This window comes from Sphingobacterium hotanense, from assembly GCF_008274825.1.
GTDB classification, from domain to species: domain Bacteria; phylum Bacteroidota; class Bacteroidia; order Sphingobacteriales; family Sphingobacteriaceae; genus Sphingobacterium; species Sphingobacterium hotanense.
Genome location: NZ_CP030848.1, coordinates 3,335,790 through 3,351,275 on the forward strand (window position 1 = coordinate 3,335,790; position 15,486 = coordinate 3,351,275).

The 15,486-nt window shown below is 41.6% G+C and carries 14 protein-coding genes; 11 read left to right on the forward strand and 3 right to left on the reverse strand.

Annotated elements, in window-relative coordinates; all coding sequences use genetic code 11:
• Nucleotides 1-136: 136 nt before the first annotated feature.
• The 11 genes from DSM08_RS14100 (at nt 137) to rodA (ending at nt 13,037) form a co-directional block, all read left to right on the forward strand.
• The gene (locus DSM08_RS14100) at nt 137-574 is read left to right on the forward strand and encodes a MarR family winged helix-turn-helix transcriptional regulator (RefSeq protein ID WP_149526756.1); all 438 of its coding nucleotides are present in this window, start codon (nt 137-139) and stop codon (nt 572-574) included.
• Between the two features lie 2 nt (nt 575-576).
• The gene (locus DSM08_RS14105) at nt 577-1,581 is read left to right on the forward strand and encodes an NAD(P)/FAD-dependent oxidoreductase (protein WP_149526757.1); all 1,005 of its coding nucleotides are present in this window, start codon (nt 577-579) and stop codon (nt 1,579-1,581) included.
• A gap of 2 nt (nt 1,582-1,583) precedes the next feature.
• Nucleotides 1,584-1,913, forward strand: coding sequence for a 2Fe-2S iron-sulfur cluster-binding protein (locus tag DSM08_RS14110; RefSeq protein ID WP_149526758.1), 330 nt, complete (start codon nt 1,584-1,586; stop codon nt 1,911-1,913).
• A gap of 186 nt (nt 1,914-2,099) precedes the next feature.
• Nucleotides 2,100-3,416 carry an NAD(P)/FAD-dependent oxidoreductase gene (locus DSM08_RS14115; RefSeq protein WP_149526759.1) on the forward strand — a complete coding sequence of 439 codons (1,317 nt, stop codon included), beginning with the start codon at nt 2,100-2,102 and terminating at the stop codon, nt 3,414-3,416.
• Nucleotides 3,417-3,780: 364 nt separating this feature from the next.
• Nucleotides 3,781-5,451 (forward strand): DNA polymerase/3'-5' exonuclease PolX, encoded by a 1,671-nt coding sequence (locus DSM08_RS14120; protein ID WP_149526760.1) that lies wholly within the window; start codon nt 3,781-3,783, stop codon nt 5,449-5,451.
• A gap of 27 nt (nt 5,452-5,478) precedes the next feature.
• On the forward strand, nt 5,479-7,140 hold the full coding sequence (locus DSM08_RS14125) for a M1 family metallopeptidase (RefSeq protein ID WP_317131780.1): 1,662 nt from the start codon (nt 5,479-5,481) through the stop codon (nt 7,138-7,140).
• Between the two features lie 150 nt (nt 7,141-7,290).
• Nucleotides 7,291-8,313, forward strand: a complete 1,023-nt coding sequence (locus tag DSM08_RS14130; RefSeq protein WP_149526761.1) for a rod shape-determining protein — start codon at nt 7,291-7,293, stop codon at nt 8,311-8,313.
• A gap of 85 nt (nt 8,314-8,398) precedes the next feature.
• Nucleotides 8,399-9,235: a rod shape-determining protein MreC gene (mreC, locus tag DSM08_RS14135; protein WP_149526762.1), complete on the forward strand. Its 837-nt coding sequence runs from the start codon at nt 8,399-8,401 to the stop codon at nt 9,233-9,235.
• Nucleotides 9,228-9,755 (forward strand): rod shape-determining protein MreD, encoded by a 528-nt coding sequence (locus DSM08_RS14140; RefSeq protein WP_149526763.1) that lies wholly within the window; start codon nt 9,228-9,230, stop codon nt 9,753-9,755. The genes mreC and DSM08_RS14140 overlap by 8 nt, the downstream gene beginning before the upstream one ends.
• A gap of 23 nt (nt 9,756-9,778) precedes the next feature.
• Nucleotides 9,779-11,770, forward strand: coding sequence for a penicillin-binding protein 2 (gene mrdA, locus DSM08_RS14145; protein WP_149526764.1), 1,992 nt, complete (start codon nt 9,779-9,781; stop codon nt 11,768-11,770).
• Nucleotides 11,763-13,037 (forward strand): rod shape-determining protein RodA, encoded by a 1,275-nt coding sequence (gene rodA, locus DSM08_RS14150; protein ID WP_149526765.1) that lies wholly within the window; start codon nt 11,763-11,765, stop codon nt 13,035-13,037. The genes mrdA and rodA overlap by 8 nt, the downstream gene beginning before the upstream one ends.
• Here rodA and DSM08_RS14155 read toward each other — a convergent pair.
• Genes DSM08_RS14155 through DSM08_RS14165 form a run of 3 tightly spaced genes read right to left on the reverse strand, consistent with a single transcriptional unit; the run spans nt 13,034 to nt 15,353 of the window.
• Nucleotides 13,034-13,888, reverse strand: a complete 855-nt coding sequence (locus DSM08_RS14155; protein ID WP_149526766.1) for a nucleoside phosphorylase — start codon at nt 13,886-13,888, stop codon at nt 13,034-13,036. The two genes, rodA and DSM08_RS14155, sit on opposite strands and share 4 nt — an antisense overlap.
• A complete protein-coding gene (locus DSM08_RS14160; protein WP_149526767.1) occupies nt 13,885-14,502 on the reverse strand; it encodes a YigZ family protein in 618 nt (205 codons plus the stop codon). The genes DSM08_RS14155 and DSM08_RS14160 overlap by 4 nt, the downstream gene beginning before the upstream one ends.
• Nucleotides 14,499-15,353: an EamA family transporter gene (locus DSM08_RS14165; protein WP_149526768.1), complete on the reverse strand. Its 855-nt coding sequence runs from the start codon at nt 15,351-15,353 to the stop codon at nt 14,499-14,501. The genes DSM08_RS14160 and DSM08_RS14165 overlap by 4 nt, the downstream gene beginning before the upstream one ends.
• Nucleotides 15,354-15,486 lie beyond the last annotated feature (133 nt).

The following is a 15,486-nucleotide window of genomic DNA, read 5'->3' on the forward strand; positions in this document are numbered from 1 at the left end:
TTTTTTATGTCTAGCGCATTTCTGATTCCTTTTCCGCTAACTCTCAGCGTTAAAGTTAATTCTATGTCAAAACTTCGTTAATTATCTGTTATCACACAAATATTCCTTAGCTTTACTTGACATACTAATAATTGTTATGCTAACGGAATCATTTAATCAATATTCTTTCATTTTAGATCAGACGGCACGTCGTGTGAAGCAGTGTGCGCAAGGTTCGTTCGCTGCACATGGCATTGATTTGACGGTCGATCAATGGTCTGTATTGAAAACCTTGTACGAAGATGCAGATCATACGCATCGGGAACTAGCGGAATTGTGCGGAAAGGACCAACCTACAATGACGAGAATCATTGACCTTCTCTTGAAAAAGGGCTATGTTGTCCGCGTTGAACATCCTACGGATCGCCGCTGTTTGCTTTTGCATCTAACTGAAGCAGGAAGGTCTAAAGTAGAAGCATTGGCTCCTTTAGTTAAAGAATTTCGGATGAAAGCATGGGAGAACCTTTCGCAGGAAGATTTCGACCATTTTACGAGAATATTGAACACTATTTATAATAATCTAGAAACAAAATAGATATGATTACAACAGATATTTGTATCATCGGAGCAGGACCAGTTGGTCTATTTGCAGTATTTGAAGCCGGTTTGTTAAAGATGAGATGTCATTTGATCGATGCATTGCCTCAGATTGGAGGTCAGCTGTCAGAGATCTATCCACACAAGCCTATTTACGATATCCCGGGTTACCCAAGTATTACTGCGCAGCAGTTAATCGACAATCAGATGGAGCAGATTGCTCCCTTCCACCCTACCTTTACACTTGGTGAGCGCGTCGATCAACTACAGAAATTAGATGATGGCTCATACTATGTCATTGGAACCGAAGGTACAGTTATACATTGCCAAGTGGTAGTAATCGCTGGTGGTTTGGGCTGTTTCGAACCTAGAAAGCCAGAATTAGAAAATTTAGAACGTTTTGAGGGTCAGAATGTTCATTATATGGTGAAGAACCCTGAGCGATTCAGAGATCAACGCATTGTGATAGCAGGTGGTGGCGACTCGGCATTAGATTGGACAATCTTCCTAGCCGATATTGCTAAGGAAGTGACTTTAGTTCACCGCAGCGATAGCTTCCGCGGAGCACCAGATTCGGCAGAGAAAGTCTTTAACCTGGCGCAGGATGGAAAGATAAATTTGTTGCTTTCTCATAATCTGCAAAAGCTGGATGGAAATGGAACCTTAGAGAGTATCCACTTGCTAAATAAAGCGAAAGAAGAAGTTATTGTTCCTACGGATCATTTCATTCCATTGTATGGATTGAGTCCGAAGCTTGGACCAATTGCCGACTGGGGATTGACAATCGATAAGAATGCGATCGAGGTCAACACATTTGACTATTCGACAAATATTGAACGCATTTTTGCAATTGGGGATATCAATACTTATCCAGGTAAATTGAAGCTGATTCTATGTGGTTACCACGAAGCCGCATTAATGGCGCAATCGGCATTCAAGTATGTTTATCCGGATCAGAAATTAAGCTTTAAATACACTACCGTTAATGGTATCAATGCGTTTTAACTATGGAGAATATCATTAACATTGAAGTCGAAGATCGCGACGGAACAACAAGGACGGTTGAAGTCCCTACGGACATCAACTTAAGCCTAATGGAAATCTTGAAGGCTTCGGAGTACGACATCTTAGCTACCTGTGGCGGAATGGCTTTATGCGCGACCTGCCATGTGGAGGTTTTAGAAGGTGCTGAGAACTTGTCCGAGCCAGAAGATCAGGAGTTGGACATGTTAGATACTTTGCCCGATTTAACCGATTCGAGCAGGCTTGCCTGCCAATTAAGGTTAAACAATAGTAATGAGGGCTTAAGGGTAAAAATTCGAGGTAGTTTGCAGTAGCGATTTGATAGTGTATTTTTAACACTAAATAGACATAATGTAAACTACTGATTAGAAGATAAATAGATTCAATTCCGGCAATTAACAATCGTTTAAACTTAAAATAATGTAATATTTTAATGAATTAGACGATAAAATGTTGGATATTTGTGCCTTATTTTAAAATTCTTATAACAAGAGAGCATTATGTTATTAAATCGTTCTGAAAGAAACTTTCCTAGAGTTATCGTAATTGGAGCTGGATTCGGTGGTGTTGAAGTTGCGAGACAATTGAAGAACAAAGAGGTGGAGGTTTTACTGATAGACCGAAACAACTACCATACTTTTCAGCCCTTGATGTACCAAGTTGCTACCGGGACATTGGCGTCAGATTCTATCTCGTTCCCTATTCGGAAGATGTTCAAGAACCAAAAGAACTTCCGTTTCCGATTAGCAGAAGTACTTCATATTGATACAGCTAACAAAATCGTACAGACATCTGTTGCAGATTACGACTATGATTACTTAGTTGTTGCTACGGGTGCTACGTCGAATTTCTTCGGCAATAAAGAAGTTGAGAAATACGCCTTACCAATGAAAAACATTGTAGAGGCACTCAATATTCGTAGTTACCTATTGCAGAACTTAGAGGAAGCAGTATTACGTAAAAATGCCTCTGACCGCGAGCGTTATTTGAATTTCGTAGTTGTTGGTGGTGGACCTACAGGTGTTGAGCTTTCTGGGGCGATTGCCGAATATCAGCAACACATGCTTAAGATCGACTATCCGGAATTGTCTACTTATGAGATGAAAGTCCACTTGGTAGAGGGTACTGGAAAAATCTTAGGTGCACTTTCAGAGAAGTCTTCCCGCGATGCGGAGCGTTATTTGAAAGAACTCGGTGTTAATATCGTTTTGAACACCACGGTTAATGGATACGACGGTAACACTGTGACCTTATCTTCTGGTGAACAAATCCCTACAAAAACGGTGATTTGGGGTGCTGGTGTGATGGGACAGATGCCAACAGGGATTAAAGAAGAGATCATCCAACGTGGTAACCGCATCAAGATCGATGAGCAGTGCCGTGTAGAGGGTGAGAATGATATATATGCTATCGGTGATGTATCAGCATTGATAACGGACGAAAATCCGAGAGGATTGCCAGGTGTAGCACCTGTTGCTCAACAACAAGGTAAGTATGTTGCAGGACATATTATCAACTCCTTAAATAAACAAAGCACTGAAAACTTTAAATACTTTGACAAGGGTTCAATGGCCACTGTCGGACGTGCTAGAGCGGTTGTAGATTTGGGCAACTTCCACATGAAAGGATTTTTAGCTTGGGCTACTTGGATGTTTGTTCACTTAGTTTCTATATTTGGATTCAGAAATCGTGTGGTTACTTTTGTGAACTGGACAATTAAATTCTTAACGAGAAACTCAGGTATCCGTTTAATTATCCACAAATACAATCGCCCGGAGCCGAGCAAACCTGTTGTATCGGTTTCTGAACAACAATAATTGAAAACAAAACAAACTAAACATATGAGAAGGCTGTCTATAGAAATAGATAGCCTTTTTTATTGCTATCTAGGGTCTTTGAGAGGCTGATCTGTTAAAAGATGTTAATCTGACCCGTTGTTGAGACGAAAGGCATCAGTATTGCGTTATTAGTGTAGTAAAAAGTAAAAGAGTAAAAATTTCATAATTTAGGTTAATAATTGGTTTGGTAAAAATCCTGAGGTTCCCCGCCTCAGGATTTTTTATGTAAGGTGGCTTTCAGATGGTTTGTAGTCCATGCGCCAGCTATTACTGCTCCAACAAGTCCTGCAAAGCTTTTATTGAAATAAGATTTGTATTTTTGAGTTTCACCAACAACATCATCATGACAAATAAAGACATAGCTAAAGTATTCAAATTATGTGGACAGCTTATGGAGCTTCACAATGAGAATCCTTTCCGAACAAAAGCTATGGCAGGCGCTGCCTTTCGTATCGACAAATTGCCGTTTGCTGCTAGCGGATCTAATCTAGAAGAGCTTAGCGAGCAACCGAATATTGGGAAAAGCACCGCCGAAAAGATTATGCAGGTGATAACGACAGGAACTTTCCCTGATTTGGAGAAGTTGTTGGAGAAAACGCCTGAGGGTATTGTTGAAATGCTGAAGATAAAAGGATTAGGCCCTAAGAAGATTCAAATTATTTGGAATGATCTGGCAATTGAGTCAGTCGGCGAACTATATTATGCTTGCAATGAGAATAGATTGGTCGAAGCGAAAGGGTTTGGATTAAAGACGCAAGAAGACATCAAGAAGGCGATCGAATTCTCGATTGCCAATCAGGGTTGGTATTTGTTTGCTAAAGTCTTAAACTCTGCTCATACGATCCTTGCTTCACTGAAGGCAAGCTTGAAAGATTATCAGGTAGAATTTACGGGTGATTTCCGTCGCAAAGCGGAGGTATTACAACATGTGGAGCTTATTACTGACGCGCCAAACGAAGTCGCCATAGAAGCGATTAGAGCGCTTGATAATGAGTTTGCCGTCGACACTGAACACTTGACCCTTAACTTTCGTGACGAAAATAATACGCCTTTTAAGGTCCACCTGAGCAAGACGGATGACTTCGCTAAGAATTTGCTATTGACTACCGGCTCTGCTTTGCATATTGAACTATTAAAGGGCTTTGGAGAAATACCATCATTAGATAGCGAGGATGCCATCTATTCAGCATTGGGCTTAGCTTATATTGAACCCGAGCTGCGCGAAGGAACGAATGAAATCGAGCTTGCAAAAAACAGCGCCCTTCCTCGTTTAATTACTTATGCTGATCTGAAAGGCTCGCTGCATAACCACTCGACTTATAGCGATGGGGTTCACAGCTTAAAAGAAATGGCGCAATATCTTCGTGATGAATTGAAGATGGAGTACTTAGGTATATGTGATCACTCCAAGACCGCGGTCTATGCAAATGGTCTTTCTATCGAGCGCTTAGAACAACAATGGGCGGAGATCGACAGATTAAATGCAGAACTGGCACCCTTCAAAATATTCAAGGGCATTGAGTCGGATATTCTTTCCGACGGCTCTCTCGATTATCCCGATGACGTGTTAGCAAAGTTTGACTTCGTTGTTGCCTCTATCCATAGCAACTTAAAGATGGATGAAGAAAAGGCGACCACGCGCTTGATCAAAGCAATCGAAAACCCCTACACCACAATGCTAGGACATCCTACGGGCCGATTACTCTTGTCTCGCGCGGGCTATCCAATCGATTTTAAGAAAGTGATCGACGCATGCGCAGCGAACAATGTTGTGATTGAAATCAACGCAAATCCTCTTCGCTTAGACCTAGATTGGCGTTGGCATCAATACGCTTTAGATAAAGGAGTTTTACTTTCAGTAAACCCGGATGCTCACCGCAAGGAAGGCTTCCTGGATATGGAATTCGGCATCTACGTGGCAAGAAAGGGAGGTCTATCTGCGGAAAGATGTCTGAATGCTTTTTCGTTAGAGGAGATTACGACCTACTTCAATAATCGCAAGTCGAAGGCTTAATGCTTAAATTAATTTAAAAGTCTATTTATGATCAATTTGAAACCGTTATTCATCGGTTTAGCGATGCTTTCTGGCATTTCAGCGCCACAGGCGCAACTGATGAAGGCAAAAGAAATATATACCAAAGCAGATTCATTACGCGGAGAACTTACTCCCCTACGCACCTGCTATGACATCAAATATTATCACCTGGATGTGAAAGTTGATATTGATAATAAGTTTATCTCTGGCAGCAATCTATTTAAGTTTGCAGCCGAAGATCGCTTCAATAAACTTCAATTTGATCTGTTCGACAATCTATCGGTCGACAAGGTGGAGTATCGGGGCAAGGCTCTACCATTTACACGAGAGTACAATGCGGTCTTCGTCACGTTTCCAGGTTATATTGAAAAGGGAAAATTAGACTCCTTTACTGTCCATTATTCGGGCAATCCAATTCAGGCGACGCGTGCTCCTTGGGACGGAGGGTTTGATTGGAAGAAAGATAGTCAGGGTAAGCCTTGGGTAGCAACGGCTTGTCAGGGGCTTGGTGCGAGCGTATGGTGGCCGAACAAGGACCATCAATCCGATGAAGTGGATGGCATGTTGATCTCTGTAGCAGTTCCCAACGGATTGATGAATGTTTCGAATGGCAGGTTGGTTAAAACCGAGAAGATAAAGGGCGGATATACCAAGTATCATTGGAAAGTGGACAATCCGATCAACAATTATAATATCGCTTTAAATATTGCTGATTACGCACATTTCCAAGAGACTTATGCTGGCGAGAAGGGGCCGCTGTCGTTAGACTATTATGTATTGCAGGAAAACAAGGATAAGATTGAACATCTGAAAAAGAATGCAAACGAAACACTAAAGGCATTCGAACACTGGTTTGGCCCATATCCCTTTTATGAGGATGGTTATAAACTTGTAGAAACTGCGCATTTAGGCATGGAGCATCAGAGTGCAATCGCCTACGGAAATAAATTTAAAAACGGCTATTTGGGAAGCGATGCCTCACGGTCAGGATGGGGTCTAAAATGGGACTTCATTGTTGTCCACGAGTCTGGACATGAGTGGTTTGGAAACAACATCACAGCCAAAGACCTAGGCGATATGTGGATACATGAGAGTTTCACGAACTATTCCGAAGCACTTTTTATCGATTATTTTTACGGCAAAAAGGCAAGTCAAGCTTATGTCAATGGGAATCGACGTGGCATCCAAAATGATATCCCGCTTCAGGGTCCATATAACGTAAATAAAGAAGGTTCGGGCGACATGTATAACAAGGGCGGCGTTCTGCACAATATGATCCGCACCATGATCGATGACGATGAAAAGTGGCGATCGTTGCTACGCGGAATGAATGCAAAATTCTATCATCAGACCGTCAATTATCAAGACATCCTAAACTACATGAACGAGCAAAGTGGAATCGATCTGACGAAGGTCTTCGAACAGTATGTTCAACACAGGAGCATCCCTACGTTAGAGATCATTGAAAACAGCCCTGGAGTATTCATGATTCGCTGGATTTCAGAAGTGGAAAACTTCGATATGCCGGTTCATATTTTTGATAAAGATGGTAACCGTCAATTGATAAAACCAACCAGCAAGTTCAAGCTGATGCGACTGGACGGCCTTACAAAAGAAAACATTGGGGTTGACACTTTTAACTATTACATCGGCGTATCCATACAATAAAAAAACCAACTGATACGTTATTTCTACCAGATTGTAAATCATTGTTAAATGGCTTAGTTAAAAGATGATTTTTCTCAGGGAGTAATTATTTAAAAACCATTTTTTTTCATTAGGTTTGCATAAAATTTTTAATTATACTTTCACATATAAATGGGGCTTTTTAATTGGTTTACGCAAGAAGTTGCAATAGACTTGGGTACAGCTAACACCCTAATCATTCACAATGATAAAGTAGTAGTTGATGAACCTTCGATAGTTGCCTTCGACCGCACGACAAACAAAGTGATTGCGATTGGTCGTCAGGCTATGCAGATGGAGGGAAAAACTCACGATAATATAAAAACGGTAAGACCATTACGTGATGGTGTTATAGCAGATTTTACGGCTGCTGAGCACTTGATTCGCGGTATGGTTAAACTCGTAAATAATGGTAAGAGTTGGTTCTTCCCATCTTTGCGCATGGTCGTTTGTATACCTTCCGGTATAACGGAGGTTGAGAAACGCGCTGTTCGCGACTCTGCGGAGATTGCAGGAGCAAAAGAGGTTTATTTGATCCACGAGCCTATGGCTGCTGCTGTTGGTATCGGGATTGACGTTGAAGAGCCCGTTGGAAACATGATCATCGATATTGGTGGTGGTACTACGGAAATTGCTGTAATAGCGCTATCTGGTATTGTATGCGACCAATCTATCCGTGTTGCCGGAGACAATTTCGACTCTGATATCGTTCAATACATTCGTCGTCAGCATAACATCATGATTGGAGACCGTACAGCGGAGAAAATCAAGATCGAAGTTGGTGCTGCTCTACCTGAGCTTACTGATCCACCTGAGGATTTCGCTGTTCAAGGTCGTGACCTTATGACCGGTATTCCTAAACAGATTACGGTTTCTTATACCGAGATTGCACACTGTTTAGACAAATCAATTTCTAAAATTGAAGAAGCTATCCTTAAAGCATTAGAGATTACCCCTCCGGAACTATCCGCAGATATTTATCAAACTGGTATCTATTTGACTGGTGGTGGTGCTTTATTAAGAGGATTAGACAAGCGTATTCAAGCAAAAACTAAGTTACCAGTACATGTTGCAGAAGATCCACTTCGCGCCGTAGTAAGAGGTACAGGTATTGCGTTGAAAAATATAGGACGCTTCAAGTTCTTAATGCAGTAATAATAAACTGAGATATATTTATTCGTTGCGCGATATAATGTTCTTTTTAAACGTTATATCGCGTAGCTATTAAAAGACAACAAGAATGAAAAACCTTTGGCTTTTCTTGGTTAGATACAATGCCTTCTTTTGGTTTGTACTCTTCTTTACTGTTGCTTTAATCTTGGTTGTTCAAAATAATCGCTATCAACGTTCGTCCTTTATCAACTCTTCCAATGTCGTTGTGGGTTCTTTCTACGACAAATTAAATTCGTGGAAGAGCTATCTAGCTTTGGATGAAGCGAACAAGAATTTAGCACAGGAGAACGCATTATTACGTCAGCAATTACAGAACTACATCTTAAAAGACACTGTCGATTCCATTTCATTACAAGATTCAATTGAAGAAAACCGTTATCAATTCGTAATGGGTGAGGTTGTAAACAACAGTATACATCAGAAGAGTAATTTCATTACGATCAATAAAGGAGCACTCGATGGCGTCCAGAAAGGACTTGGCGTTATTACATCCAATGGTGTGGTAGGCATTGTTTTGAATGTATCTCCACATTTTAGCACCATACAGTCCCTACTCCATCCCGACACGCGTATTTCAGTGACCCTGGACACGACCAATGTATTTGGTGCCTTAGTGTGGGGAAATAATGTAGACCCACAATATGCGATGGTAAAGGATATCCCGAATCACGTAAAAGTTCAGAAGGGACAAAAGATCTATACATCGGGGTTCTCTTTATTCCCTAAAGGGATTGAGATCGGCTCGGTGGAAGAGACAGGAATACAATCTGGTGAAAGCTTTTTAGATGTGCGCATTAAATTAAGAACGAACTTCAGCAACTTGAACCATGTTTATGTGGTAAAAGATCTGCTGGAAAATGAAAAGAATCAGTTAGAGGAGCTGACGGAAGACAACAATGGGTAAAGTTTTTATTTTCAATATCGTTCGCTTCATTGTATTGATTGCAATGCAGGTAGTCTTGTTCAAGAACATTGGATATTATAACCTTGCGACTCCATTTCCGTATATTCTTATTATCTTTTTGTTACCAATCGGTACTCCCAATTTTATATTATATCTTATTGCTTTTCTGACCGGACTGACAGTGGATGCCTTTTATGATACCATAGGAGTACATGCAGCGGCTTCCGTTGCTTTGGTATGGTTCAGAACATTCTTCTTTAACATCACCCTAGACGTCGATGTTCAGGGTTCCTTCGAAACCCCTTCATTAGGCATAATGGGAAATAAGTGGTTTTTTTCTTATATTTCCATAGGTACTTTAATTCATCATATCGTATTGTTGCACGTGGAATATTTCAGCTTTAACAATTATCTGAGCACTTTATTCAGCATTTTGTTAAGCTCCATATTCACGATATTGCTGATCATCCTGATGAGTTTATTGTTCTACAAAAGGAAATCGCGCTTATTAGGTAATTAACATTTGTTACGGTCATTTCATTCATGAATAATAGTTTCTTCAACCGTAAATTCGTCATTCAAGGAATCTTCATAGCCATTGCATTGGTTATAGTCGCAAGGCTTTTCTATCTGCAAATTATCGATGACCGGTATCTGCTATCGGCCAACAATAATGTGATGCGGAAGGTTATTGTCTATCCTGCTCGTGGAGTTATTTTAGACCGCGACGGACAGGTACTTGTTCAAAACGAGCCGGTATATGATATCATGGTGACCCCGAGAGAGGTCAAAGATATCGACACCGTCTTGCTTTGCAATCTATTAAATATCGACACAGCCGATTTCAATACACGCATGAAGAAAGCAAAGGCGCATTCGCCCTATCGCGCTTCGCAGTTTATGAAACAGGTCAGCTCGATAACCTTCGCGAAGTTTCAAGAACATCTATATAAGTTTAGAGGATTCTATTATCAAAACCGTACCGTTAGAAGTTATCCGGACAGTATCGCTGCGCAATTCCTCGGATACATCCAAGAGGTCAACGAGCGAGATATCGAAAAGTCAGATGGCTTTTACCGCCCTGGTGATTATATCGGTGCTTCCGGCGTAGAAAGAGCTTATGAGGATCTTTTACGCGGCAAACGAGGTGTTAAGAACCAAATGGTCGATGCGTTGAACAGACCGAAGGGAAGTTTTATGGAGGGAAAATACGATACGGTCGCTGTTACAGGTGATGGACTGGTATCCTCCCTAGATAAAGACCTGCAGGTGTTAGCAGAGAAAATGATGAAGAATAAGCTGGGATCAGTCGTAGCTATCGAGCCTTCGACGGGTGAAATCTTAACCTTCGTCAGCAGTCCTTCCTACAATCCGAATATGATGGTTGGTCGCGACTTGGGCAATAACTATATGAAGTTGCTCTACGACGAGACGAAACCCATGTTTATCCGCCCAATACAGGCCTCCTACCCTCCAGGCTCGGTATTTAAAGTCGTGGCAGCATTGACGGGACAACAAGCGGGCGTTATCAATGAACAGTCGGTATTTTATTGTCCTGGTGGTTATCGCTATGGCGGCGGTCGCGCGATTATGCGCTGTACCCACGTCGATGGTGCCACAGGATTAGTGAAGTCCATCAAAATGTCCTGCAATACCTACTACGGCTATGTATATGCCAAGATGATTGATTCCAGAGGGATGAGTGGACCGAAAGCATATGACCTTTGGCGTGAAGCGCTTGGTAAGTTTGGTCTAGGACATCGCTTAGGGATTGACCTTCCAGGAGAAAAACCAGGATTGGTTCCTACCTCAGATTTTTATACAAAGCGCTACGGCAATGGCTCTTGGCGTTCAGGATATAACATCTCCCTATCCATCGGGCAAGGAGAGCTAGGTATTACGCCTTTGCAAATGGCGAATATTATGGCAATTGTTGCCAACCGTGGATTCTATTATCGTCCGCACCTAATCAAAGGAATCGGAGAGAAAAAGATCGTCAAAGAAGAGTTTACCGAAAAGATATTTGCCGGTGTTGATGCCAAATATTACGAGCCAGTGATCGAAGGCATGAGCCAAGCGGTCAATCAGGGCGGTACAGGCGCAGCCTCACGTATTCCAGGGATAGAGATGTGCGGAAAGACAGGAACTGTACAAAACCCGCACGGGGAAAACCATGCTGTATTCTTTGCTTTTGCACCTCGTCATAACCCAAAAATCGCAATCGCTGTCTTCGTAGAGAATGCTGGTTATGGTGGTACTTGGGCAGCTCCGATTGCATCTATGCTCGTTGAGAAATACTTGAAAGATACCATCACCTTACCGAAGTATATCCAAGATCGCGTTTATAATGCTAATCTTCTTCCGAAGCCGAAGAAACCGAAGGAAACCGAAGTCAAAAAAGACAGCACTAAAAACCCGAAGGATAGTACAAAAAATAAAACGACAGCACCCTTAAAGTCTGCAGCACGAGACCCGAAAAAAGAACAAAGCGCAGTATTAGTACATCATAGCCAAGTGAGAAGAACACATGAATAGCCTTCAAGAAAAAAGCTTTTTCGGACGAATTGACTGGATAACCATCCTACTGTGGTTCACCTTATGTCTTATTGGTTGGTTTAATATTCATGCCGCGGTCTACGATCCGGAAAACCCCGGGATTTTCAACCTCGCCACGAACTACGGCAAGCAATCCATATATATCTTTACGGCATTAATCATCGGGATCTGTATCCTTATTATCGATTCCCGCTTCTTTATGTCTTCTGCACCGATAATCTATTTTATTGTCGTTCTGCTCTTAATCCTTGTGTTGGTGGTAGGTAGAAACGTCGCAGGAAATCAGGCTTGGATCCCATTGGGAAGCTTCCGTCTTCAGCCCTCGGAGTTTGGAAAACTCGCCACCTGTTTAACACTAGCCTACTATCTCAGTAATCAGACCAACAAGAACCCGAATCTAAAGACCCTATTCGTTGGGGCATGTATTGTCCTATTTCCCGTAGCGTTAGTTATGCTGCAACCGGATACTGGTTCTGCATTGGCATTCTTCTCGCTAACCTTTGTATTCTATAGGGAAGGATATTTGAGCACCGGATTTTTAATTATTGGCGGTTTAGCGATCTTCTTGTTCGTCATAGCGTTATTGATCAACCAATGGATCATTATCGGCTGCATCGCTTTAATCTGCGGTTTCTTTGCATTCACGATGCGGAAAAAGCGGAAGAACGTCATCAACATGGCCATTCTATTTGTTGCTTCATCCGTCTATGTATTATGTGTCGACTTCGCATACGAGAAAATATTGCAGCCGCACCAAAGAAATCGTATCGACATTGTCTTGGGAAAAATCGACGATCCAAGAGGTGGTGGATATAACTTAAACCAATCGAAAATAGCAATTGGATCCGGACAGTTATTCGGCAAAGGTTACCTTCAGGGCACTCAAACAAAATACAACTTCGTACCTGAGCAAAGTACCGACTTTATTTTCTGTACCATCGGTGAGGAATGGGGATTCGTAGGATCGGTCGTATTGATAGCCATCTATCTGACCTTGCTGCTGCGCATTGTGAATATTGCAGAACGACAGCGGACGGCCTTCGCTAGGATCTACGCCTATGGCGTAGCCTCCATCCTATTCTTCCACTTCTTTATCAATATCGGCATGACCATCGGTTTAGTACCAGTTATCGGGATTCCATTGCCTTTCATTAGTTATGGAGGTTCCTCGTTATGGTCGTTTACAATATTATTGTTTATTCTCTTGCGCTTCGATTCCTCAAGAAAAGGAACCGTCGGGATCTAAATACGATCTAGCACCATTTTGATTGCATTATCGATGATTTCCTGCGGATTTTCACAGAATGTTTCTTGAACCCGACTCGCCAAAATAGCATTGATCGAAATCGCATGATGCCCAAGCATATTGCTCAACGCGTAGATCCCCGCTGTTTCCATCTCCAGATTCGTAATCTTTCTTTGGCCGACAGCAAACTGATTCGCGAGCTTTATTAATTGTGGATAGGAATTATTCGTCCTTAAGGATCGTCCTTGGGGGCCGTAGAAGCCAGGCGCAGTCATCGTAACACCTTTAGGCATATCAAATGCAAACTTCGCTAACAACTTCTCTGAAGCATGTCCTACGTAAGGTTTAAAGGTGAGGTCTTCAAAACTATCGATTACCGCCGCTTGTATGGCTGTTTCGGTTTCGGTATAGGGTTTCTTATAGTACTGCATCAACGTATCAAAGCCAATCGCATATTCGCTGGCCAAAACAGTTCCAATGGCAATATTTCCTTGAATAGAACCCGAAGTCCCAATACGAATAATATCTAAGGATTTAATCTCCTCCTTCAGCGTCTTTGTTTCAAAGTCAATATTCACTAAAGCGTCCAGTTCATTCAAGACAATATCGATATTATCAGTACCTATTCCAGTCGAGATTACTGTAAGTCGCTTATCGCCAAGAAAGCCAGTATGTGTAATGAACTCACGCTTTCCTTTTCTAACTTCAATATTATCGAAATACTTAGATACCTCAGCTACGCGGTCGGGATCTCCAACAAAGATAACCGTGTCTGCAATGTCTTCAGGTTTTAAATTAAGATGATAGATGCTCCCATCAGCATTGATAATCAGTTCAGAATCGTTAATCATATGGTCCGTAAATAGTCTACTTCAATCCCCTCGATGTTGTCCAATTTTCCGACAACCTCGTTTACCTGTAATTTACGCATTTCTACATGAATTGTACAGGTTGTATCAAAGTTTTGACTAAGTACTTTTAGATCATATTCCTTCACGATTTTCATCACATCGTTCATCTGCAAATAATCAAAATGAACGGCATAGACATCATTTACTGTTCGCTCCACGACTTCCGCTACGTCGATAGCTTCTTGTGTCGCTGTTTTATAGGCATTTATCAAGCCCGGCACTCCCAATAAGGTGCCACCGAAATAACGCACCACGACGACCAATACATTCGTTATATCTTGCGAGAGCAATACATTTAAAATGGGGCGTCCCGCCGTGCCGGAAGGTTCCCCATCATCATTGACGCGGAAGATACTCCGATCGGGCGTAAGGCGATATGCCCAGCAATGATGTCGAGCTTTGGGATGCTCGGCTTTCAATTGCGCAATAATCTCTTTCAATTTATTCTCATCCCGAAAAGGATAAGCGTAGGCGATAAATTTACTTCCTTTATCTCTAAAAATTCCATCTGCGGGTTCCGCAATGGTTCTATAGGTATCGTCGAATAAACTCACAGCAATGCTATTAATAATACGGATATGATCGCCAAAAGTACCCCAATTTTATTGTAATTGCTAAGTTTTTCTCGAAACAGCAAAACCCCAACAAGTGCTCCAACAGAGATTACGCCGATATTCATCGCCGTAAAAACTAAAGACGGATTCTCCGGCAATGCCTTATGCGCCTTCATATAAAAGACGATGTTTCCAAAATTGAACAATCCCAATACTCCACCATAGGCAACAGCACGAACATCCAAAGCCTGTTTTTTGATGAACAATAGATAACACAAGAATAATAGAGCAAAACCCAATGCCAATACGAAAACAATCCATAACGACGACATGTAAGTAATGCCCGCCAATAATGCAATCTGTTTAAAAAGAATATCGATGATCCCCATCCCGACGAAGACCATTAAGGGAAATACCCAATAGTTCCTTTCATTGCTCGTGTTCTGCTTATTCCATCCAATGGAGAATACGATTGCAAGCAAGCCAACCCCAATACCGATTAGATTTTTGGGAACAATCTTTTCCCCCATAAAGAGGAATGCCGCCAACAAGGGAATAAAAAGCGAAAGCCTTTGCGCGACCTCCGTTTTAACGATCCCACCGTATCGAATAGACATCGCGATACAAATAAAGATTGTTGGCAATAGGAAACCAAGGGGAATATAAAGGTTCCATGGAAGCGAACTATTCCAGACAATCAACTCGGGTTTTAACACGAAATAAGTCATCAACAGCGCGACTGGATAATTCCACACCAACAACTGAAGATAATTAACACCCTTTTCGCGTGCAATCTTAATGATAACGGCTACGGTTACCGAACAAAAGACAGATATTAAAACAAACAACATATCGACAATATTCTATTGTAAACTCAGACCAGTTTATGGCCGAACAAAGATATCTAAATCAGTTCGCTAGACGCGATCGAGTTAAGAATATTTCGAAAACTAGATGTTTCAACATGAAAAAATCAGTTTTTTC

Excerpts from the sequence above, each read along its gene's own strand:
- DSM08_RS14100 (WP_149526756.1), top strand. The coding sequence starts at position 137 with ATGCTAACGGAATCATTTAATCAATATTCTTTCATTTTAGATCAGACG.
- DSM08_RS14105 (WP_149526757.1), top strand. The coding sequence starts at position 577 with ATGATTACAACAGATATTTGTATCATCGGAGCAGGACCAGTTGGTCTA.
- DSM08_RS14110 (WP_149526758.1), top strand. The coding sequence starts at position 1,584 with ATGGAGAATATCATTAACATTGAAGTCGAAGATCGCGACGGAACAACA.
- DSM08_RS14115 (WP_149526759.1), top strand. The coding sequence starts at position 2,100 with ATGTTATTAAATCGTTCTGAAAGAAACTTTCCTAGAGTTATCGTAATT.
- DSM08_RS14120 (WP_149526760.1), top strand. The coding sequence starts at position 3,781 with ATGACAAATAAAGACATAGCTAAAGTATTCAAATTATGTGGACAGCTT.
- DSM08_RS14125 (WP_317131780.1), top strand. The coding sequence starts at position 5,479 with ATGATCAATTTGAAACCGTTATTCATCGGTTTAGCGATGCTTTCTGGC.
- DSM08_RS14130 (WP_149526761.1), top strand. The coding sequence starts at position 7,291 with ATGGGGCTTTTTAATTGGTTTACGCAAGAAGTTGCAATAGACTTGGGT.
- mreC (WP_149526762.1), top strand. The coding sequence starts at position 8,399 with ATGAAAAACCTTTGGCTTTTCTTGGTTAGATACAATGCCTTCTTTTGG.
- DSM08_RS14140 (WP_149526763.1), top strand. The coding sequence starts at position 9,228 with ATGGGTAAAGTTTTTATTTTCAATATCGTTCGCTTCATTGTATTGATT.
- mrdA (WP_149526764.1), top strand. The coding sequence starts at position 9,779 with ATGAATAATAGTTTCTTCAACCGTAAATTCGTCATTCAAGGAATCTTC.
- rodA (WP_149526765.1), top strand. The coding sequence starts at position 11,763 with ATGAATAGCCTTCAAGAAAAAAGCTTTTTCGGACGAATTGACTGGATA.
- DSM08_RS14155 (WP_149526766.1), bottom strand. The coding sequence starts at position 13,888 with ATGATTAACGATTCTGAACTGATTATCAATGCTGATGGGAGCATCTAT.
- DSM08_RS14165 (WP_149526768.1), bottom strand. The coding sequence starts at position 15,353 with ATGTTGTTTGTTTTAATATCTGTCTTTTGTTCGGTAACCGTAGCCGTT.